17 protein-coding genes are annotated in these 21,324 nt (G+C 47.8%); 16 read left to right on the top strand and 1 reads right to left on the bottom strand.

The genetic code is table 11. The features are described 5' to 3' along the window. Positions 1-82 precede the first annotated feature (82 nt). The 9 genes from H065_RS0107390 (at position 83) to H065_RS0107350 (ending at position 12,245) form a co-directional block, all read left to right on the top strand. On the top strand, positions 83-958 hold the full coding sequence (locus tag H065_RS0107390) for a carbohydrate ABC transporter permease (protein ID WP_017812395.1): 876 nt from the start codon (positions 83-85) through the stop codon (positions 956-958). A gap of 67 nt (positions 959-1,025) precedes the next feature. After that, positions 1,026-1,904: a carbohydrate ABC transporter permease gene (locus H065_RS0107385; RefSeq protein WP_017812394.1), complete on the top strand. Its 879-nt coding sequence runs from the start codon at positions 1,026-1,028 to the stop codon at positions 1,902-1,904. Between the two features lie 328 nt (positions 1,905-2,232). Beyond that, on the top strand, positions 2,233-4,053 hold the full coding sequence (locus tag H065_RS0107380) for a cache domain-containing sensor histidine kinase (RefSeq protein ID WP_017812393.1): 1,821 nt from the start codon (positions 2,233-2,235) through the stop codon (positions 4,051-4,053). Beyond that, complete coding sequence (locus H065_RS25475) at positions 4,031-5,689, top strand: response regulator transcription factor (protein WP_017812392.1); 1,659 nt, start codon at positions 4,031-4,033, stop codon at positions 5,687-5,689. Before H065_RS0107380 ends, H065_RS25475 begins: the two co-directional genes overlap by 23 nt. A gap of 151 nt (positions 5,690-5,840) precedes the next feature. Continuing rightward, a complete protein-coding gene (locus H065_RS0107370) occupies positions 5,841-8,507 on the top strand; it encodes a beta-mannosidase (protein ID WP_017812391.1) in 2,667 nt (888 codons plus the stop codon). Between the two features lie 469 nt (positions 8,508-8,976). Continuing rightward, positions 8,977-10,278 (top strand): molybdopterin molybdotransferase MoeA, encoded by a 1,302-nt coding sequence (locus H065_RS0107365; RefSeq protein ID WP_017812390.1) that lies wholly within the window; start codon positions 8,977-8,979, stop codon positions 10,276-10,278. Continuing rightward, complete coding sequence (gene mobB, locus H065_RS26905; RefSeq protein ID WP_017812389.1) at positions 10,278-10,901, top strand: molybdopterin-guanine dinucleotide biosynthesis protein B; 624 nt, start codon at positions 10,278-10,280, stop codon at positions 10,899-10,901. The genes H065_RS0107365 and mobB overlap by 1 nt, the downstream gene beginning before the upstream one ends. Before the next feature lie 61 nt (positions 10,902-10,962). After that, positions 10,963-11,505: an NADPH-dependent FMN reductase gene (locus H065_RS0107355; RefSeq protein WP_017812388.1), complete on the top strand. Its 543-nt coding sequence runs from the start codon at positions 10,963-10,965 to the stop codon at positions 11,503-11,505. A 197-nt stretch (positions 11,506-11,702) separates the two neighbouring features. After that, complete coding sequence (locus H065_RS0107350; protein ID WP_238557916.1) at positions 11,703-12,245, top strand: GNAT family N-acetyltransferase; 543 nt, start codon at positions 11,703-11,705, stop codon at positions 12,243-12,245. 98 nt (positions 12,246-12,343) lie between these two features. Here the strand turns inward: H065_RS0107350 and xerS are convergent, their stop codons facing one another. Next, a complete protein-coding gene (xerS, locus tag H065_RS0107345; RefSeq protein ID WP_017812386.1) occupies positions 12,344-13,426 on the bottom strand; it encodes a tyrosine recombinase XerS in 1,083 nt (360 codons plus the stop codon). 171 nt (positions 13,427-13,597) lie between these two features. Between xerS and H065_RS0107340 the strand changes: the two genes are divergently transcribed. The 7 genes from H065_RS0107340 to H065_RS0107310 all read left to right on the top strand — a co-directional run bounded on the left by H065_RS0107340 (position 13,598) and on the right by H065_RS0107310 (position 21,263). Then, on the top strand, positions 13,598-14,095 hold the full coding sequence (locus H065_RS0107340) for a GNAT family N-acetyltransferase (protein WP_017812385.1): 498 nt from the start codon (positions 13,598-13,600) through the stop codon (positions 14,093-14,095). 28 nt (positions 14,096-14,123) lie between these two features. Beyond that, positions 14,124-14,897, top strand: a complete 774-nt coding sequence (locus H065_RS0107335) for an SDR family NAD(P)-dependent oxidoreductase (RefSeq protein WP_017812384.1) — start codon at positions 14,124-14,126, stop codon at positions 14,895-14,897. A 312-nt stretch (positions 14,898-15,209) separates the two neighbouring features. Continuing rightward, positions 15,210-15,644, top strand: a complete 435-nt coding sequence (locus H065_RS0107330) for a MarR family winged helix-turn-helix transcriptional regulator (RefSeq protein ID WP_017812383.1) — start codon at positions 15,210-15,212, stop codon at positions 15,642-15,644. A 255-nt stretch (positions 15,645-15,899) separates the two neighbouring features. Then, positions 15,900-16,457, top strand: coding sequence for a GNAT family N-acetyltransferase (locus tag H065_RS0107325; protein ID WP_017812382.1), 558 nt, complete (start codon positions 15,900-15,902; stop codon positions 16,455-16,457). Between the two features lie 76 nt (positions 16,458-16,533). After that, entirely contained in the window at positions 16,534-17,196 is a 663-nt protein-coding gene (locus H065_RS0107320; protein ID WP_017812381.1) for an HAD family hydrolase, read from the top strand. Between the two features lie 230 nt (positions 17,197-17,426). Continuing rightward, a complete protein-coding gene (locus H065_RS0107315) occupies positions 17,427-18,533 on the top strand; it encodes a carbohydrate-binding family 9-like protein (protein ID WP_017812380.1) in 1,107 nt (368 codons plus the stop codon). A gap of 39 nt (positions 18,534-18,572) precedes the next feature. Further along, positions 18,573-21,263, top strand: coding sequence for a transglutaminase-like domain-containing protein (locus tag H065_RS0107310; protein WP_017812379.1), 2,691 nt, complete (start codon positions 18,573-18,575; stop codon positions 21,261-21,263). Positions 21,264-21,324 lie beyond the last annotated feature (61 nt).

Below are 21,324 nucleotides of genomic sequence, written 5' to 3'. Positions count from 1 at the left end.
TGCCATTCAGGCAAGCATGGACAGCAGCAAATCATAATAAGGAATGAGGCAGCAGGCAAAATCGAGGGCAAGGAGTGATGATATGAATGCTATGAGCAGCCGCAAGTTTGTTATGTTTGGTCTGGCACCGGCGCTGCTGATCTACGGTCTGTTTGTATTTGTGCCGGTCGTCTGGTCGGCATATTATGGATTTTTTAACTGGTCCGGGTTCGGGGATAAGCAGTATATCGGTCTGGCTAACTACACAGAGATCATTCACGATTCTACATTTTGGCGTTCTCTGAAAAACAATATTATTTTCGTGCTGGCTGCGGTATTTGGTCAGGTACCTATCGCGCTCGCACTGGCAGTCATTTTGCACAAAAATACATGGATGCAGCGATTTTTGCGCTCGGCTATTTTTCTGCCGATGGTGATGTCGACAGTCGTTATCGGAATGGTCTGGCAGTACATTTACCATCCTCAGATCGGGATTCTGAATTTTCTGCTGGATGCGGTAGGGCTATCCGGTTGGAAGCTGAACTGGTTGTCCGATTCAGGCATAGCGATCTATTCGCTGGTTCCGCCGCTGATCTGGAGCTTTGTTGGTTTGTACCTGATCATTTTCAGTTCGGCGCTGCAAAATATACCCGGCGAGATTCACGATGCTGCCGAGCTTGACGGCGCTATTGGCTGGCGAAGGTTGGCTTATATTTCGCTACCGATCATCTGGACGACCGTACAGGTAGCGATTGTACTGTGTATCTCCGGTAGTCTCAAATCATTCGATCTGGTCTATATTATGACCCGTGGAGGTCCGGCACATGCGACAGAACTGCTGGCTACCTATATGTATAACTCGACTTTCACTTCATATCGTTATGGCTACGGCAGTGCGATCTCGACAATGATTGTGCTGATCAGTCTGGTATTGATTGGAACGAGTCAGTGGCTAACGAGCCGCAAAAGCCGCAGCTGAGAGCATATGCATTTAATGAATAATGAACAATAACGGGACATATCAATAGGCAAAAGGAGGAGATATGATGAATCAGACGGCAGCAGCCGGTTCTCATCGTCAGGTATCAGGGATATCTGGTCTGATAGGCAGAAGTAAATCCATTATTTTTTGGACGATCCTGATGGTTTATGGTATTTTTACCTTGTATCCGTTTTTTTGGCTGATTGTGAGCGCATTCAAAACCAATGAAGATTTTTATAGCCATCCGTTCGGGCTGCCAGCCCAGTGGAATATCGCTAATTTTAGCAGAGCCTGGGAGACAGCCAAACTGGATACGGCATTTGCTAATTCATTAATTGTATCGATTGGCTCGCTGATCCTGACGCTGTTTATCGGAGCGCTAGCTTCGTTTATTCTGGCTCGATTTCAATTTCGGCTTAAAGGAGGGGTGTTTGCTTTCTTTGTGGTTGGGATGCTGATTCCGATTCACAGTACACTGGTACCGCTGTTCATTCTGATGAAACAGATCTCGCTGCTGAATACGTATTGGGCGCTTATTTTGCCGTATACGGCATTTGCTCTGCCAACCGCGATTTTCGTACTGTCTGCTTATCTGATGTCTTTTCCAAAAGAGATTGAGGAAGCTTCCTTTATCGATGGTACGGGTCTTTGGGGATTATTTTTCCGTATTATTCTGCCCATGTCCTTGCCGGCTTTGTCGACAGTGACGATACTCAGCTTTTTGCATGCGTGGAATGACTTTTCATTTGCGCTTGTATTTATTAGTAAAACAAGTCTGAAAACGCTCCCGCTGAGTATTGCTAATTTCTCGGATGGATATCAGACAGATTATGGACTGACTCTTGCAGCAATGGTCCTGTCTGTATTGCCCACTATTATTCTGTATCTGGTATTTCAGGAACAGGTTATGAAGGGAATGACAGCGGGAGCGGTAAAAGGATAACGTGCGCCAGTAGCAAGCATAAAGTTATTGAGTGTAGATCCTGCTGATTATCGAAGTAGTAACTGTCTGAGCAATACCAAATGAAAAAAGGAACATTAACGATACAAAATTATAAAAGTGCAATTATAAAAGTATAAAAATGTATACTGCAAAAATCTGCTCTCCCAAAAGAACAACCTTCAATCTTCAATAACGTACATTCTGGTTCAATAATCAAATTCTACGAACAACAGCAACCGGCTACAAGCCAAAACGCTAAACGACATTGATTAAGTGACCATCTTAATAAATCAACAAGCCGGGTATCAACAGGCAGGGAGGAATCACAATGAGACGATGGATGCAGTCATCATTGCAGCGCAAGCTGTCTGTCATCATCATACTGTCCATGATTGTACCGCTGCTGCTGCTCGGCGTATTTGCATTTACGATCTCGACCCATATCACCGAGGACAAAGCACGTTTGTCGGGTATGGATACACTGACACAGATGAACAATAATCTGGATTTTGTAATCCGGGATGTGGAGAATGTATCGATGTTCATGATCAGCCAGCAGGAGATTCAGCGATACATGAGCAGTTCCCGCGAAGATAGTATTGCCCGCAGCGAGATTATCGGACTGTTGACCAATCTCGCCGCCTCCAAAAAATATATCGCTGATATTACCATTTATGCTCCGCGATTTGATACTTCTTTATCGACATCGGCGCTGTATCATTCAGAATTGTCCAGTCAGGTGGAGATTAGCGAAGTTAAGCATAAGCAGTGGACAGGAGTCTATGAAGTAGAGAATGCTTCTGGACGCCAGTCGGTAATTACTTTTATCCGTCCGCTGCGCAGTACTCATGATTATCGTCCGCTGGGCTGGCTGTCGATCAGCCTTAATGAAAAGGTACTGGCCCAGTCCTGGTCCGTGCTGCCAAGAATTGGAGACGGTCAGGGACAAGTATGGCTGATTAATGAGCAGGGACACATATTATCTACTGCTGATAAATCTCAACTTGCCGTACCCCTGGAGAGCAGCTATCCCGGATTGTTAGCACAGATTGCCCCGTCCGCATCCGGTACCGCAAAAGATGGCTCCCTGTCTTATGGAAAAGGAGAAGCCAAGCAGACGGTAATGTACCAGCATAATCGCGCTGCTAACTGGACGCTGTTCATGATGATTTCTTCGGATCAATATACAGCCCAGAACCGGTTTATTCTGCAGCTTACCCTGATTGTTGTTCTGCTATCCATGCTGGTTAGTGCGGCACTGATCTGGCTCGTAGTTAGCCGTGTAGTGCAGCCGCTGCGTCATCTGACCCGACTGCTGTATCACAGTGATCCTGCATATCCGCTGCCGGCTTTTGAGATTGAATCCCATGACGAGATAGGCAGGTTGAGTCGAAGTTATCACCGATTCGGCAATCATATCGCCCAGCTCAAGCAGCAGTTAATCCGTAATGAAGCCCGCAAAAAAGAAGCCGATCTGCGCGCGCTTGAGGCGCAGATTCATCCCCATTTTATGTATAACACATTATCCTCGATTCACTGGATTGTCCTGATGTCAGGCGAGAAAAAGATTGGAGCCATGGTGCAGGGACTTAGCGATTTTCTGAGGCTCAGTCTCAATCAGGGCAAAGATTACTGCTCTGTAGAGCAGGAGCTGAACCATATCCGTAACTATATGCAGGTACAGGAGATCCGGTTTCCGGATAAGGTGCGAATGAGCTGGGCTGTAGATCAGAGTCTCTATGGGCATACTATGCTCAAACTGCTGCTGCAGCCTCTTGTAGAAAATGCGCTGATTCATGGTATTCAGAAAAAGGATACGCCGGGAACGATCACGATTCATTTGGAACAGGAAAGCGGCTGGATTCGCTTTATGGTACTGGATGACGGTATAGGTATAGAGCCGGAAAGACTGAAGCAGCTGCGAACCATGATCAGTCAGTCCATTGATTCAGCAGCACAAGAACGTCAACCCATGGAACATTCATATTCGGATACAGGATACGGGCTGCGCAATGTAAATGAACGTCTGCTACTGCATTATGGAGCCAAATCCTGTCTGCACATAGAGAGCAGACCACAGGCAGGCACACAAATATCATTTGCGATTCCATTGGAGGAGGGGTACCGTGAGAATCTTGATTGTGGATGATGAGGTAATTATCCGTACTGGACTCGCTTCGGTGATCCAGTGGTCAGAGCTTGGCCTGGAACTGCTGGAACCTGCTGCATCGGCAGAAGAAGCACTGGAACGTATGATAGATGAGCAGCCCCATATTTTGCTGACCGATATTCGCATGACCGGTAAGACCGGATTGGAACTGGCAGAGGAAGCTCAGCAATTGCTGCCGGATTTGAAAGTCATTATTTTATCGGGGTATGACAATTTTCATTATGCCCAGCAGGCGATCCGTCAGAATATTGCGGACTATCTGCTCAAAACAAGCCCACCGGAAGAAATTATCAAAACGGTACTGGGTGTCAAACACAGCATTGAACAGCAAATCTCGATGCGTCAGCAGGAGCGGGATTATCATAGGCAGACGACTGAGCAGCTGTTTCGCCGCTGGATCATAGATGAACCAGCACAAGAAAGTCTGGGCACCGAACCTGGATGGTTCCGGCAGATGCTGCAGCTTCATAATGGGAAAGGTAATCTTGCAGATGCTGTCCTGTGTACAGTAGAACCTGCTCGTTGGCAGATTGTAGTGGTGCAGGCTGAAGGATGGGGACAGGATAAAAACTATCATGCCCTGCTCCTGTTTGCTGTTCATAATATGCTGCAGGATATAGTGGGCCTGCCGGCATGTATTCATCAGCAGTATATAGTGGTGTTAAGCAGGGTTACAGATGAATCGACGAATCGGGTGCAGAAAAGCTCGTTGCAGGAGTGGCAGCATATAGTGACACGTATAGAGCATTTGCTCAAGTGCCGACTAACTGCTGCATTGGGAGAACCGGTCGATACCGCAGAAAAACTGCATAATTCCTGTCGTGAAGCGATAGAAGCGAGCGATTATGCCCCATTGCTGCCAGAAATTGCAGTCTGGAATTATGGACAGATTGCCGGACGTCGGGGTGCACAGCGTCTATGCAGTTATGAGGAAGAAATGCAGCTGTTTTCTATTTTGCTAAGGGAAGATACGATCGCGCTGCGCAGCTGGATTGATCACTGGGTCGAACAGCTGATGGAACACAACGAAGCGACACCCGAGTCGGTTCAGAATGCGCTACAGTCAGTGATGATCGGCGCAAGCCGCTGGCTGGAGCGGGCAATGAGCAGTATTCATACAGGTATGGCTACAGTTCCTTCTGGAGCTGCTATGACTATTACGTGGCAAGCAGGTACCTTTATCAAAGAAGAACTATTCCAGCAGCTATACCGGATTTCCAGAATATATCATACCAGCTGTGGTGAAGGTCCACGTATGCATGTGCAAAAAACACTCGTCTATATTGAAGAGAACCTGGGAGGAGATACCAGTCTGGCCGCAGCGGCCCGTCATGTTCATTTGCATGCCAGTCATTTGAGCGAAATTTTCAAAAAGGAAACGGGTCTGACCTACAGCGATCTGGTACTGAAACGCAAGATGGAATATGCGGCCGAACTGCTCACGATCTCCTCGGCCAAAGTTGCAGACATCGCCGGTCAAATTGGCTATGAAGATGTGAAATACTTTAGCAAGCTGTTCAAAAAATACAACGGTTGTACGCCAACCGATTATCGGGAACGTTATCCGTTGCAGTTGCACCCACCGTCTGACGCTGCCTTGTATCCGCTGCTCTAACACGTCTGCAGTCCATCAATCTGTACAATAGATTAGATGAATGAGGATACTTTTTCGGTAATTCGTACAATTCCCATCCTATTGGAATACGCGTAATATATATCGATGAACCTTACAGAATATCTGAACGTACAGGAAGGAGCATACTGTCATGGACAACAAAAATGCATCATATCCGGACTTGTCGTGTCTCAGTCTGGATGGAACCTGGAGAATTCAGCATTATCGACCGGGAGAAATGAAAGCGGTTGATCTAGCAGCACCCGGACTGGATGACCGCTACTGGATTACGGGCCTTGTACCCGGTGATATACATACTTCACTGATGAAACGTGAGTTGATTCCTCATCCATACTATGGACATCAGGATCAGCTGAGTCGCTGGATCGAGCAGGAAGAATGGTGGTACCGCACCACATTTGATTATGAATTGTCCGAGGAGGTCACCGAGCGGCATGAACTTACTTTTGAGGGGCTGGATACATTTGCGACTGTCTATGTCAATGGACATGAAGTAGGGCAGACAGCGAATATGCATCGTACGTATATCTTTGACATCAGCCGTGTGGTCCGCAATGGATGGAACAGCGTGGCTGTACGATTCTATCCATTGCAACCTCATCATCAGGAGAAAGAGCTATTTGACTGGTCTTCCTATACCAAAGAACGACCGTGGCTGCGCAAGGCGGCGATGAACTTTGGTTGGGACTGGGGACCACGCATAATTACGGTCGGCATATGGGGCAGTGTCACCATACGTCGTACCCGGATTGCCCGACTGGATCAAGTGTATGTGTATACACGCAGTGTCAGTTCGGAAGAAGCTGTACTGGAGGTGCAGACATCGGTTCGTGCTGTATCCCGTCTGCGTTATACGAGTTATAACGAACACACACACGCTGTAGCCGATACGACAACAGCGCAGGCACTGCGGGCAGAAGTTGCTCTGCTGGATCATGAAGGCAGAGAAGTCACCCGCCAGCATACCTTGACCGCTGTTGATCATAATCGTACAGATACATGGAACGTACAGCTACATATTCCCCAGCCTCATCTATGGTGGACGCATGATCTGGGAGAGCCGTATCTGTATCATCTTCAGGTTCTATTATATTCCGGCGAAGAGCTGGTAGATCGGTATGAACACGAAGTAGGCCTGCGGACGATTGAGCTGCAATTGGAGGGAGAACAGGGAGAGCCCCTGTTTGCTTTTGTACTGAATGGTGTACGCATCTATGCCAAAGGAGCCAACTGGATTCCGGTTGATAATCTGATCGGTTCAGCTGGCGATGCGCGTTATGTGGAGCTGATCGAACTGGCAGCGCAAGCGCATATGAACATGCTGCGTGTATGGGCAGGCGGCATTTATGAAAAGGATATTTTCTATCAGCAGTGTGATCGGCAAGGCATTCTGGTCTGGCAGGATTTTGCTTTTGCCAATGCGCTATTCCCGGATTTCAATCAGGACTTTATGGCAAATGTACGTGCAGAAGTAATGGATAATGTGAAAAGGCTGCGTAATCATGCTTCTCTGGCTCTCTGGTGTGGCAACAACGAGATCGACTGGCTGTATGATATGAAAACAGCCGCCGGCGATATCCGCAGCCCTTTTTATGGAGAAGCAATCTATCATGAGCTGATTCCCGATGTGCTGGTGGACAGCGATCCATATCGACCGTATTGGCCGTCTTCTCCCTATGGTGGCAATGATGTGAATGATCCGGATATTGGAGACCGGCATAATTGGCAGGTCTGGCATGGATCGGTGTATCCGCGTCAATATGGAGATAAGCCGATTCTGGATTACAGTATCGAAGGAGTCAGCTTCCATCACTATAAGCAGGATCTGGCATTGTTCAGCAGCGAGTTTGGCATGCATGCCGCAGCCAACCGGTATACCCTGTCACGTTATATTCCGGAGGAGTCCTTTTACTGGGGCAGCGAAGAGATGGATTATCGGAACAAGGATACCAATCATCGCAAAGGCATTCTGCTGATGGAAGGGTATACTGGCATTCCGCAAAATATCGATCAGTATCTGGACTACTCCATGCTGACCCAGGCAGAAGGGTTGAAGTATGGAATCGAACATTACCGCCGTCTCAAACATCGCAACAGCGGAAGTCTGATCTGGCAGCTCAATGACAGCTGGCCGGGTACAAGCTGGGCAATCGTGGATTATGAATTGCTGCCGAAGGCTGCCTATTTCTATGCCCGGACATTCTATCATCCGCTGCTGTTGTCGCTGGATCATGAGCCGGGGCAGGATATGAATCTATGGATCATTAACGATACGCTTCAGGCATTTACGACACAGCTGGAGATGAAAGTGATGACATGGCAAGGAGAAGTGGTCTTCCGTCGTAGCTTTGCAGCAGAAGTGCCGGCGAATGGCGCTATTCAGGTAGAGCAGATAAGTGAAGCCGAAGTCCTGTCTTCCACCGACAAGACAACAGAGTCGGGTCAAGAACAGAGTATTACAGGATGGCAGGCACATGAGGTATTTGTCGTGCTGAGTGCGGATCATCCCGATATTCCGGATAATCATTATTATCTGCGTTCGCCCAAGGAACTTCATCTCCCGACTGCTGACTGGCAGATCCAGGTGGATGAGCAGGAGCAGACCGTTACGCTCATCGGTAGTGCTGTACTGGCCCGGATGGTCAAGTTGGAGATTGCACAGGGAAGACTGCGGTTCAGCGACAATTACTTTGACCTGCTGCCTGGTCAGCGGAAAGTGGTTCATATCCGTCATGCAGGCGAAGAACCAATTAATTGGAGCAGTCTACAGGTCAGTGCATTGAATCGTCCCCTATAGCAAGCAGGCAATCATCCGTGAGGACGAGGATTCCTTTTAACAACCCCAAAAATATTTTCGCAGGAAGATGTCAGTCGATAAGACAGGCATCTTTTTTGTTCAGAACACTCCATAGATAGGTTATTTATACTATTTAATCATATGAAAAATTCATAATAATAAACATACATTCGTTCGGATTCATCATACGCAATACTCATTAACTAACAGCAAACTCGATACTTCTATTAACGTAAAAAGGAGGAGTTATTCATTTTCTGTGAAAATCATACTCTATCGAATTCATTTTGTTGTTTATAAATAGAAGTTAAATCAAATTCCATGTGCCTTTATCCCAAATAGACGTGGCTGAATGCTCTTATCGCCGTACAATACTTGCATGAAAGTTAGGCATGAGCTATAACTGTAAGGAAAGTAACGGACCAGGCTGTCCGGCAGACAGCTATAGAAACAGGGAGGAATCATAATTATGACAGCACACAATCAACCGGAATCGCAGGCCGCATCAGCAGCGGAACAGGATCGTGGCAAATTCCATCGCAGACCGATTACTCCGGCCGAAGCCCAGAAGCGCATAGCCGGCTATGTTCGCCCTTCGGATACGGAGCAGGTGAGACTGGAGGAGGCGGGTGGCAGATTTCTCGCCGAGACCGTAACAGCTCCTCATCCATATCCCCATTTTCGACGTTCGGGTATGGACGGTTACGCGATGATCGCAGCCGATCTGCTAGAAGCATCCAGTGATCATATGATCTGGCTGGAAGTGGTCGATAACATTCCGTGCGGATATACTCCATCTGTCTTTATTCGATCCGGACAGGCATCGCGCATCATGACAGGAGCCATGGTACCGGATGGAGCGGATGTAGTGGTAATGCTGGAAATGACAGAGACTAAGATGGAGCAGGAACGTACCTGGGTTGGTCTCAAACGTCAGGTCGAAGCAGGCCGAAATATTACGCCGATCGGCCTGGAAGTTAAAGAAGGAGATATGCTGCTGCAGCAGGGTGTATGTATCGGAGCTGGCGAAATATCGGTTCTGGCTACATTTGGCGTACATACGGTTACGGTATACCGCCGTCCGCAGGTAGCGGTATTTTCGACAGGAACCGAGCTTCTATCGGTCGAAGAACCGATTGAACCCGGCAAAATTCGTAACAGCAATTCGCTGATGCTGGCTGAGCAGATTCGTGCAGCAGGTGGTGAACCGCATCTGCTGGGAGCAGTAGAGGATGATCTGGAACTGGCGCGTACGATGATGATGAATGCGCTGGCGCAATATGATCTGGTCGTATCCAGCGGCGGTGTATCGGTGGGCGACTATGATGTTATGGGGGATCTGGTACGCAGCGGCGAAGTAGAGATGTTATTTAACAAAATCTCGATGCGTCCCGGCAGTGTCACTACCGGTGCAGTCAAGGATGGCAAGCTGCTGTTTGCGCTATCCGGTAACCCAGGAGCTTGCTTTGTCGGTTGCGAGCTGCTTGTGCGTCCGACGATCCGGCAGATGATGAACAGTACACGGGACTATTTGCCGGAATGGACCGCTGAACTGGGACGTGATTATAGCAAGATCAACAGCTTTACCCGTTTTGTACGTGGTCATGTGGATGTGGAAAATGGACGGGTCATCGCTTATCCGGCATTACTTGATGAATCCAATGTAATGGTCACGATCAAGGATAGCGATTGCCTGATTGTCATTCCGCCTACGACAGAACCTATGCCCGCTGGTACACCTGTATCGGTGCTGAAGCTGGCGGTGCAATAATGAACGGAGCTTCAGAGAGCATACCTGCTTCACAGCCGCCGGTTATCCAGATCGTCGGCTACAAAAATTCAGGCAAAACGACTCTTATCACCGAACTTCTTCGTCTCTGGGCTGCAGAGGGTATGCGGGTGGCAGTGATCAAACATGATGCTCATCAATTTCAGATGGATCATCGAGGTACGGATACATTTGCCCATACCGAAGCTGGTGCAGCCGCGGTGGCGATTACTTCGCCTACCCGCACTGCTATTATTCGTGAGCAGTCATCGACGCTGCAGCAGCTGGTTGCAGAGCTGTCCTCCTCATCTATAGATAGTTATGATCTGATTCTGGTCGAAGGGTTCAAGCAGGAGCCTTATCCCAAAGTAGCCTTGATGGCTCGTGAGTCGGATTTACCCCTACTGGAACAGCTGACAGGGCTTCATTGGATCTATACCCGCCTGCAGCCGGAGGAATGGACAACGCTGTTATCCGGAAATGAGAACAATAATGAACCAGCTATGCAGACACCCGGCGAAACTTTAAATTTGAAAGAAACACCTATTATTCCGGCTGGAAAAGATGGTATTATGGAATTATTCGTTGCACTGAATGCTTACATAATGTCATATGCCAAGCACTAACAAATAAGTGTGAATGAAATCAGGCTGCTGCCAATCTACGATCCAGGAGGACAATCTATCCATGAAAGTTACACTTATCGCCGGGAGTACGCGCCCGGACGCATCAACTACCAAACTATGTCACTATATTGCCAAACTGCTGACCGAACAAGGCCATGAGGCTGAAGTATTCAATCTGCAGGAACATGCACTGCCGCTCTATGGACCGGGTGAAGCTTACGGTCATGAAGAAGTGCTGAAGCTGGCTGCCGCTGCCAAAAGCGCCGATGCTCTCGTACTGGCGACGCCGGAATATCACGGTTCGCTGTCCGGTGTACTGAAGAATGCGCTCGACTTTTTGAACAGCGAATACTTTAACAACAAAGTCGTATTGTCTGCCAACTCGGCAGGCGGTCTGATTGGAACAGCTTCTCTGCTGCATTTGCAAAATATCGTACGCAACCTGCATGGTATCAACTGCCCGGAATGGATCTCGATTGGTGGATCACTGCGTGAGTTTAATGAAAACGGTGACCCGGTGGATGAAGGCACAGAACTGCGTATTCGTACTGCCGTTGCTTCTTTTGTTACACTGGGTGAGAAGCTGAAAAACGCCCAGTCCTAAAATCTGCTGCTCTGTCAATCTATGCGTGATCATAACCAGACTGTATGGTATGACATCTGCAAGAACAGATAGCGAAATTGTATAAAAGCTGAAAAGCTGCCATGATTTTTAATCTGGCAGCTTTTTGTATAGAATCAGGAGAAATAAACCTCTTCCATAAGCCGTTTTTTAGCCTATAAAGCAAAGAAGGAGAGAACATGATGGAGGAAATCGTAATTAGTCGACCGAAGGTTCAAGACTATGAGCAGTTAGCTTCCTTTTTTCGCCTTGTGCTTACAGATACGTTTATACAGAATGACATTCAGGAACAAAAGGAAGATTTGGAAGCGGAAATACGTAACAAACTACTCTACCTCACACAAGATTTGCGCAGTCAGGGGAAGCGGCGATATTTTCTGACAGCTTGGCGAGGAGAACAAATCATAGGAACGATTGAAGCCGGTACTGCCAACGATCTAATTCGTAGCAGCATCAGCCCTGAATATCAGCAGTTGCCCGAAGTAGGAACGATTCTGGTACATCCGGAAGCACAAAGACAAGGAATTGCCACCCGGCTGCTAACCGGCATAGTCTCATTCTTACATGAGCAAGGCTGCAGCCAGTTCTGTCTGGACAGCGGATACCCAATCGCCCAGCGTATCTGGAAGCGTAGATTTGGCGAACCTGCGTATACACTGAAAGATCAATGGGGACCAGGTGCAGATCATCTGATCTGGATTATCGATATAACCGGCAAATAAAAATCCTCCTGCTGTTTGTGGACAGAGGAGGATTGAATATCCCGGTACAGTTGAGTATTTGTTGTAACAGCAGACTTTTATAATGGGCAATATAGCTATTAATCCTCGTTACGCTTCTCAATCGCTTCGGACATTGTCTTGTCAGTGAGATGGGCGTAGATTTCGGTCGTCTCGGTCGATGCGTGACCGAGTTGTTCCTTGGTTTTGTAGATATCATTTTGCAAATAATAATCAGTAGCAAAAGAATGCCGTAGCTTGTGTACAGTCAAGTAAGGTTTGCCAAAGTATTTGGCGTATTTGATAATCATCGCCTGAATCGCTCGCTTGGTCATCCGGTTGCCTGATGTCTGGCCATTTGGCTTGGCGACGAATAGCGCCTGTTCATTACGCGGTGTACGATAACGGGATTCCCTCAGCTGCAGATACGTCTGCAGTTCATCCCGTGCCTGCTCGCGGAAGTAGACTGGTGTCTTGAACGTCTCATCGTTATTACCTTTGCGGGAGACATACAGCATCTTCTGGTTCAGATCCAGATCATTCATATTCAGATTGACCACTTCGGATACGCGCAGACCGGAGTTAAGAATCAGGCTGGCAATACAGGCATCCCGCTCACGATTGAGCTCGTAGGAGTAGAGTGCCTGCTTGTTGCCTGCGATGGTCTCACGATGACCTTCCAGAATATAGCCGACAAATTCCAGCAACTCTTCATCTTCGAGAATTTTGCCTTTGAGCTTGGCGGCAGTGTCCTTGGGCTTGTGCAGGCGCTTAACTTCGATCTTGGCCATAATATTGCGTTTGAGAAGCGGATAGAAGTCTTCATCCTCGGCAATTTGACTGAGATAATGGAACAATGAACGCAGCGAAGACAGCTTGCGGGATACGGTGACACGGGTATTGGCGCTCTCGGCGCGTGTTGTCAGATACAGCCGATAGCTGGTTACATCCTCCATACGCAGTGTCTCAAGTTCGATCAGCTGTACCTCTGCATAGGTACTGGCAGCGGATAATCCTTCGGCAATCATCCAGCTTAAAAAAGATTCATAATCCCGTATGTATTCCAATAATGTGGACGGAGACAAGTCCGGTAATTTGTAATTGATAAATTGTTCAATATACCAGGGCATAGATGGCAATTTCTCATCCAGCTTGCGGCGGTCATGGATCTTCTGTATGGTCATGTCGTTAGCTCACCTCATGTCCCGATTGTACCATAAAATGACTGGAATATGATTTGCGTCACTATACAGGAACGTTATATAGTGGTAAGAAGGCACGAAGTGATATACAAATTTTTCCTGATATGATATATACGAATTGCAACGATTAGACAAGACAACGGAGGGAACAGGATGGCGCTGGCGCTGGAATTGGTACCGAGAAGCAAGAAGCGGGTGATCCGCGAAATGATGCAATTCTATCTTTATGATTTTACATATTATTTGAATATTGAATTGAATGACAAAGGACGTTTCCCCGAGTATCCGGGACTGGATGAATTCTGGAGCTATCCGGGGCGCAAATTTCCTTTTCTAATTTATTCGGGCTCTTATATTGCAGGCTTTGCATTGGTAGACCGGTATATAGACAGCAGTGAGAGTGACTACTATATGACTGAGTTTTTTATCCTGCACAAATACAGGCGTGCAGGGGTCGGCCGCTGGGCAGCGGAGGAACTTTTTAACCGTTATCCGGGCCGCTGGAAAGTTACCCAGGTGCACAATAATACGGCTGCCCAGGCATTCTGGAGACGGGTGATTGGAGAATATACAGCCAATCGGTACGAAGAGATTCTTCATCCGGAGCATGGGGGACCCAGTCAATACTTTACGAGCTTCCGTCAGAATTAAGCGGACAGCAGGAAAGGGAGTCGTTACAATGTATTTACCATCATTTTCATTATCCAATAAAAAGGCAATCGTTACTGGAGCAGGCAAAGGTATCGGTCAGGCACTTGCTATCGGGCTGGCGCAAGCAGGAGCGGATGTGGGATTGATCTCGCGTACAGGCTCCGATCTTGACGCTACCAAGCAGCTGATCGAGAAGCACAGCAGCCGTCAGGCGATTTGCATGGTGGCCGATGTAACAGACCGCCAGCAGATGAAGGATGCGTTCGAGCGGTTTGAGCTGGCTTTTGGAGCGCCGGATATTCTGGTCAATAATGCGGGTATGAATATACGCAGCAAAGCGCTTGATGTAACAGATTCGGAATGGAACACGATCGTCCAGACGAATCTGCATTCTGCATTAATCGCATCTCAGCTCGCTGCCGAGCAAATGAAAGAAAATGGCGGTGGGCGGATTATCAATATTGCTTCTGTAGCCGGGCAGGTGGCACTGCGTACCGGTGTCGCTTACGGTGCGACCAAGGCAGGACTGATCCAGATGACCAAAATCCTGTCCATGGAATGGGCGCAGTATGGTATCCAGGTGAATGCGGTGGGACCGTGGTATTTCCGTACTCCGCTGACCGAGCAGATGCTGGCGAACGAGCAGTATATGCAGGAGATTCTGGATCGTACGCCGATGAAACGGGTTGGCAATCTGGAAGAACTCGTAGGACCGGTTGTATTTCTGTCCTCCGAAGCAGCCGGTTATATTACCGGACAGACGCTGATGGTCGATGGTGGTATGTCCGTATTCGGATTTTAATAATGGGAACATGTCTCATCATACAGCAGTGCTCGATAATGCAAATCATATAATAAACAAGCCCCTGTACACAGTCTTGAACCCGATTGGGAATGACCGCGTAAACAGGGGCTTTTTTTGTATCATTCAGAATGTTGACAGCAGAGTAAGTGATCCATAAAAAATATCGTGATAGCTGATAAAATAAATTATTTGTAAAATTTAAGTTTTAAGCAAATTAATTGTTGACAATATATAACAGTGGCGGTACGATAATATTAAATCACTGTGCTGCTTATGATGAACCAAACACAAAGAAATTAGGTGAGAAGAATGGAATCAACAAGTGTAACAGGTCTGGAACAGCATATCTGCTTCTCCCTTTATGCAGGTTCACGAGCCATTACGAGAATGTACTGGCCGATGCTCGAAGAAATGGGAATAACTTATCCTCAATATATTACGCTGGTGGTCTTATGGGAAAAGCAGGAGTGTACAATCAAGGAACTCGGCAAAGAGATCTATCTCGATTCCGGTACGATGACCTCCATGCTCAAACGGATGGAAGAGAATGGTCTGATTACCCGTCAGCGTTCTACCGAGGACGAACGGGTTGTAAATATTAAGATTACGGACAAGGGAATGGCTCTGCAAGAGCAATCCCGCTGTCTGCCGCAGTCACTATTGGATGCAACAGGATTATCCAGTGAAGAACTGCAGACACTGAATCAACAGCTGCGTCAGCTGATCAGCAAGCTGCAGGCCTGACTATTACAGCATATTCACAATATCGATTGAGTGAACTCTCTGGCTAGCATAGCAGAGAGTTTTTGTCATGCAATGGAGCGATACTGTCCCATGGGAACTTGCTGGAGCAACTTCAAAAGAATATGATACACTGAGTAAGCAGATGGAATTCTCCCAAATATGCAAAAGAAAGTAAAATATCATCTATGTATAGCAAGCTATGAAGAAGTGAACAGGGAGAAGTATAACAATACATAATAAAGGGGATTACCTGGAATGAAGCAAGCCAACAAGCGTGTACTGGAAAGTGAGCGTCTATATCTGCGTACGTTTACTATAGATGATATCGACATGTACTATCCGACACTGATGAATGAAGAAATGCGTCGTCTGACCGGTACCCATGCTCTATTTACCCGTGAAGGTGTAGCGCAATTTATTGAAGAAAGCGCTGGTGATTCCAGCCGGATCGATTTGCTGATTACACTCAAGCCTGAAGAACAGGTGATTGGTGAAATCTCGCTGATGGATATCGATCGTACCAACCGGAATGCACATATCCGGATAGCCATATTTGAATCATCCAACTGTGGACAGGGCTATGGTACCGAAGCGATGGAGATGCTGTTGGATTATGCTTTTGGTAATCTGAATCTGCACCGGGTAGAGCTGTCGGTATATTCATTTAATGAACGGGCCATTGCTTCCTACGAAAAGCTCGGATTCAGCAGGGAAGGCATTCAGCGGGAAGTATTGTACTATGATTATCAGTATCATGATGCTATTGGCATGAGTATTCTGGAGCATGAGTTCCGTGAAAGGCAACAAAAGTGAATACATGGCTTCAAAACAGGGTACGATATGAATAGGTTATATATAATCAGACATATCAAGCTGCTGGAGGAAAGCGATGAATTCAATAAAGGCTGTTATTTTTGATCTCGATGATACGCTGCTGGATCGCAGACAAACCATGGAAAAACTGGCTCATCGGTTAGCTAAAGAGTACGCGGCGTATCTGGAGGAAGGACGCCATGTACTGGAGCGAATCGTACATTTGGACTGGCATGGAGCGGTAGAGCAGCGGCATGTATTTGCCGCGTATATTGACCAGCTTCCCTGGAAACAGCGTCCCGAGGATCAGCATCTATTGGAATTCTGTCAACAGCAGTACGCTCAATGTGCTGTACTGACCCACCAGGCCAAAGAAACGCTGCAGTATGTTCACCAGCGATATCGAACCGCCCTGTTAACCAACGGACAGGCAGATCTGCAGCATCAGAAACTGGCTCAACTGGGGATCCGGGATGAGCTCGATAAGGTACTCACTGCAGAAGAAGCCGGAACAGCAAAGCCGGATGTACGAATCTTCTATCAGGCGGCTGAGCAGCTACAGGTAGACCCTGCTGACTGCATGTACGTAGGAGATCATGCTATCAGCGGAATCGGGGGCGCTATCCAAGTCGGTATGCAGACGGTCTGGATCAGGCAGCATCTGGGTCCGCACGATGCCAAACATGTACAACCGACACACACTATCGATACGATTGCGGAGCTGGGTAAACTGTTATAGTTTATCCAGCTTTTTGTATAAGACTGGCAATGGACAATACATTAAACATATATTACATCTTACATATAATACGGATAACAACTCGATAACGATGATTATCATATACTACATATCCTCAATCATAGAAATGCCATATTTACCCGTTGATGATCCTTGCCTACAATGAGCAGTATTCCATATGTCTATTGCCAAATAAAAGTGCAATAACCAGCCCAGAGGAGGTCACATGAATGCGCAAATTATCAGCTGTTCCTGAGCCGCAAATTATATTCAATCCTAAAATCTATCGATGCAGGCGTGCTTCGGGAACAAGTGAATGGACCGGACGTCTGGATCAGGATTTCTGGCAGACCGCCGAGTGGACAGAAGATTTTGTAGATATAGAAGGAGATCACAGGCCGCTTCCTGCCAAAAGAACCCGGGTGAAGATGCTCTGGGATGATCAATACTTTTACATAGGAGCCGAGCTGGAAGAAAATGAGATATGGGCTAACCAGACGGAAAGGGACTCGGTAATTTTTCAGGATAATGACTTTGAGATATTCATCGATCCGGATGGGGATACGCATCAATATTATGAATTTGAAATCAATGCGCTAAATACCGTATGGGATCTGCTGCTGGTCAAGCCTTATCGCGATGAAGGGCCAGCAGTTAATGGGTGGGACATCAGCGGATTGCGTACTGCAGTATATGTAGATGGTGAACTGAATAATCCTGAAGCCAGCAACCGGGTATGGTCGGTCGAGATCGCTCTGTCCTGGCGAATTCTTCAGGAATGTGCAGCAGAGAAACGTCCGCCGCTACCTGGCGAGTACTGGCGGGTGAACTTTTCCCGGGTCGAGTGGGAGGTGGATGTAATAGATGGTCAATATGTGAAGCGATGCGATCCAGCGACCGGCAAGCCGCTGCCTGAAGATAACTGGGTATGGAGTCCGCAGGGTGTGGTGAATATGCATTATCCGGAACTATGGGGATATGTGGTTTTTGAGGATGAAGAACAAGCAGAAAGTGAATCGGTAGAACATGCACCGCAGATAGCAGCAGACGCTCCTAATGGTCTTCCATCTGAACTGGAAACAGAACAGATCAAATGGGATCTGCGTGTACTCTACTACAAGCAGCGTCTATATGCTCAGACACATCAATGTTACTGTACGAGTATAGAGGAGCTGCTGCAGATTGGAGAGTTGAAGCTGCGCTCGAATGATATCGAGCAATGGAACATCGAAGCAACCAGCAGTATGTTCCAGATATCCGCGCTGCTAACAGACGCAGAGTCACGGATCTGTATTCGTGAAGATGGCTGGGTATGGCGGGAGCAGGCAGCAAAATGATTATGTCGTAATACTCATTTACAAAGGAGGCTTACCTGCATGACGGTGACTGTATCGTATGGATTGGATCTGGATAAGGTGAATCACAAGTTCGAATGGAAAAGGCAGCAGGCTGCCCGGAGAAAGTTATCTCTATTCAGCATATTCGAACTGTCGCTAACGGATGAAGAACAGCTGCTGCTTCGGTTTCTGTACGCTTATATGCCGCTGCATGATCTGGCCGATTATGATGGTGAATACTTTTTGAGACATGTACGGCATGCGCTGCATGTACGCAGTCAAATGCCATGGGGAGCATCTGTACCGGATGAGATTTTTGTACATTTTGTGCTGCCCTACCGTGTGAATAACGAGAATATCGATAATAGTAGCCAAATCATTTATAGCGAACTTGTCGATCGGGTTCGTAATCTGCCGATGACCGAGGCAGTGCTGGAGACCAATTACTGGTGTCATGAACGAGCTACCTATGTAGGTACGGATATTCGTACCGTCTCGCCACTGACGATTATGCGTACAGCGCAGGGACGGTGCGGAGAACAATCCACGCTGGCAGTAACGGCACTTCGGAGCATCGGTATTCCGGCACGTCAGTGCTATACGCCGCGTTGGGCGCACTGCGATTCCAATCATGCGTGGGTTGAAACATGGGCAGATGGACAATGGCATTATCTGGGTGCCTGTGAACCTGAGCCGGTACTGGATGAAGGATGGTTCCGGCTGCCGGCGCGCCGGGCAATGCTGGTCAACACGAGGGTCTCTGCAGACTATACCGGACCGGAGGAAGTCTGCTCCAGACATCCATGGTATACAGAAATTAATATGCTAAAGCGGTATGCTCCTGTTCATCCGCTTACTGTTCATACCGTAGATGAACAAGAGCGGCCAATCTCTGCAGAAGTGCAGTTCCAATTGTATAATGCAGCAGAATTCTCTCCGCTGGCAACGATGAAGAGTGACAGCACCGGTCGTGCCCAGCTGACGACCGGATATGGAGATTTGCTTATTCATGCGCGTGCAGGTCAGCGCTGGGGTGAGACATGGTGTCGTGGAGATCAATCCGAAGTAACTGTGAGTCTCGGTCTATCATCCTTTGCAGAAGGCAGTATAGACTGGAAAATGACTGCCCCGGTAGCTCCGCCAGTCGATGAAGGTCAGGCGGTCTCTCCAGAGGATAAACATAAACATGAGCAGCGCATACAGGAGGGCATTGCACTTCGTACTGCCTATGAAGCTGGATTTCTGAACCGCGAAGAATCCGCTCAGCTGGCAGCGAAATGGCAGTTGCCTGCCGAGCGGATCTGGAAAGTGCTGGAGACGGCGAGGGGGAACAGCCGGGAACTGGCTGATTTTCTGGAAAAGACGGTATCGGAAGAACGTTCGCTGGCTTTGCGGCTGCTGGAATCGATGCGTCCCAAAGATTGGCAGGATACATTTGAACCTGTCCTGCAGGATCATCTAAATGGCAGCAAAGTCTATGCCACGCTGGAAGAAGCAGAAAGAGAGCGATTTGATCGCTATGTGCTGTGTCCGCGGATTCATTTTGAGATGCTGTCTGAATATCGGGCTTATTTTCAGTCGTTATGGTCTTTGGACAAGCAGGAAGATTATCGTCGTCATCCACAGCAGCTGGCTGCCGACCTGGAAGCTGAAGTACGTATATACAATCAGGTGGATCGTTATTCCGGTATGGCGACGCCGGCAGGTGCCCATCAATTGGGAGTGATGGACGCGCTGAGCCGGGATATGATGTTTGTTGCTGCTGCCCGCAGTCTGGGCATTCCGGCGCGGCTGGAGCCGCTGCAATTGCAACCGCAGTACTGGCAGCATGGTGGATGGACAGAAGTGCAGTTTACGCCGCACCTTGAAGCAGATGAGGTGGACGGTTATCGAAGTACCGGAATTGCTGAAGATGCGGCTAACGATATTCAGAATATTCGACCGGAACCGGAACATACTGCTGAATTCACTTCTGTATCTTCCGGCAAAGGTAAAGTCATTTTCCGTCTTGCAGCAGCATCTGCAGATGAAGAAGCCGGATATTATCGTAATTTCACACTGGCAAGGCTGGAGGATGGAGCGTACCGGACAGTTCATTTTCCATACGGGGAAAAAGAGATGTGCGACAAGCCGTATGACGTCATACCGGGAGCGTACCGGCTGACGACAGGAACACGTCTCAGCGATGGGAGTGTAGAGGGACGGTTTATGCATTTCCATGTATATCCGGAGCAGACGACGAAGGCTGAACTGCTATTCCGCAGTGAACAGCACACGGTCCCACTGATCCATTCTTCGCTGCCGGATCAGGTGAAGAGCATATTGTCTGGCAACGAAGCTGAGTCTGTCGCTCATCCGGCTGGCTGCATTATTACTTGGCTGGAGCCGGAACGTGAACCCACCAAACATTTGCTTAGAGAACTATCCGAGCGGGAGTCCGAATGGTCGGCATGGGGTGGTCCGGTGTATGTATTGACTTCAACATTGCAGGATCAGGAGCGGATAGCGACAGATCTACTATCCGGACAGATACATCTGCGGGTAGATCAGAATCTGAATATGCTATCGGGGTTAAAGGAAACCATGCAGCAGATACGCGGCGAACAGCGTCCGATCGTACTGGTAGTAGACCCGTATCAGAATATACGTTATGCCCAGCAGGGATACAAGTTGGGAACCGGCAGTGACCTGCTGCAGGTACTGGAACAATTGGCTGCGCCTCATGAATAACACGATCAGAGATCAATAGCAAGATCCTATACACGCAGTACGTGGATCCATGGATCCATGC

Source organism: Paenibacillus shenyangensis, from assembly GCF_000346635.1.
GTDB classification, from domain to species: domain Bacteria; phylum Bacillota; class Bacilli; order Paenibacillales; family Paenibacillaceae; genus Saccharibacillus; species Saccharibacillus dauci.
Note: the sequence above shows the minus strand (reverse complement) of the source record. Positions and strands in the feature narration are given on the sequence as shown.

Excerpts from the sequence above, each read along its gene's own strand:
- H065_RS0107315 (WP_017812380.1), top strand. The coding sequence starts at position 17,427 with ATGCGCAAATTATCAGCTGTTCCTGAGCCGCAAATTATATTCAATCCT.
- H065_RS0107380 (WP_017812393.1), top strand. The coding sequence starts at position 2,233 with ATGAGACGATGGATGCAGTCATCATTGCAGCGCAAGCTGTCTGTCATC.
- H065_RS0107355 (WP_017812388.1), top strand. The coding sequence starts at position 10,963 with ATGAAAGTTACACTTATCGCCGGGAGTACGCGCCCGGACGCATCAACT.
- H065_RS0107350 (WP_238557916.1), top strand. The coding sequence starts at position 11,703 with ATGATGGAGGAAATCGTAATTAGTCGACCGAAGGTTCAAGACTATGAG.
- H065_RS0107330 (WP_017812383.1), top strand. The coding sequence starts at position 15,210 with ATGGAATCAACAAGTGTAACAGGTCTGGAACAGCATATCTGCTTCTCC.
- H065_RS0107335 (WP_017812384.1), top strand. The coding sequence starts at position 14,124 with ATGTATTTACCATCATTTTCATTATCCAATAAAAAGGCAATCGTTACT.
- mobB (WP_017812389.1), top strand. The coding sequence starts at position 10,278 with ATGAACGGAGCTTCAGAGAGCATACCTGCTTCACAGCCGCCGGTTATC.
- H065_RS0107325 (WP_017812382.1), top strand. The coding sequence starts at position 15,900 with ATGAAGCAAGCCAACAAGCGTGTACTGGAAAGTGAGCGTCTATATCTG.
- H065_RS0107310 (WP_017812379.1), top strand. The coding sequence starts at position 18,573 with ATGACGGTGACTGTATCGTATGGATTGGATCTGGATAAGGTGAATCAC.
- H065_RS0107370 (WP_017812391.1), top strand. The coding sequence starts at position 5,841 with ATGGACAACAAAAATGCATCATATCCGGACTTGTCGTGTCTCAGTCTG.
- xerS (WP_017812386.1), bottom strand. The coding sequence starts at position 13,426 with ATGACCATACAGAAGATCCATGACCGCCGCAAGCTGGATGAGAAATTG.
- H065_RS0107385 (WP_017812394.1), top strand. The coding sequence starts at position 1,026 with ATGAATCAGACGGCAGCAGCCGGTTCTCATCGTCAGGTATCAGGGATA.
- H065_RS0107365 (WP_017812390.1), top strand. The coding sequence starts at position 8,977 with ATGACAGCACACAATCAACCGGAATCGCAGGCCGCATCAGCAGCGGAA.
- H065_RS0107340 (WP_017812385.1), top strand. The coding sequence starts at position 13,598 with ATGGCGCTGGCGCTGGAATTGGTACCGAGAAGCAAGAAGCGGGTGATC.
- H065_RS0107390 (WP_017812395.1), top strand. The coding sequence starts at position 83 with ATGAATGCTATGAGCAGCCGCAAGTTTGTTATGTTTGGTCTGGCACCG.
- H065_RS0107320 (WP_017812381.1), top strand. The coding sequence starts at position 16,534 with ATGAATTCAATAAAGGCTGTTATTTTTGATCTCGATGATACGCTGCTG.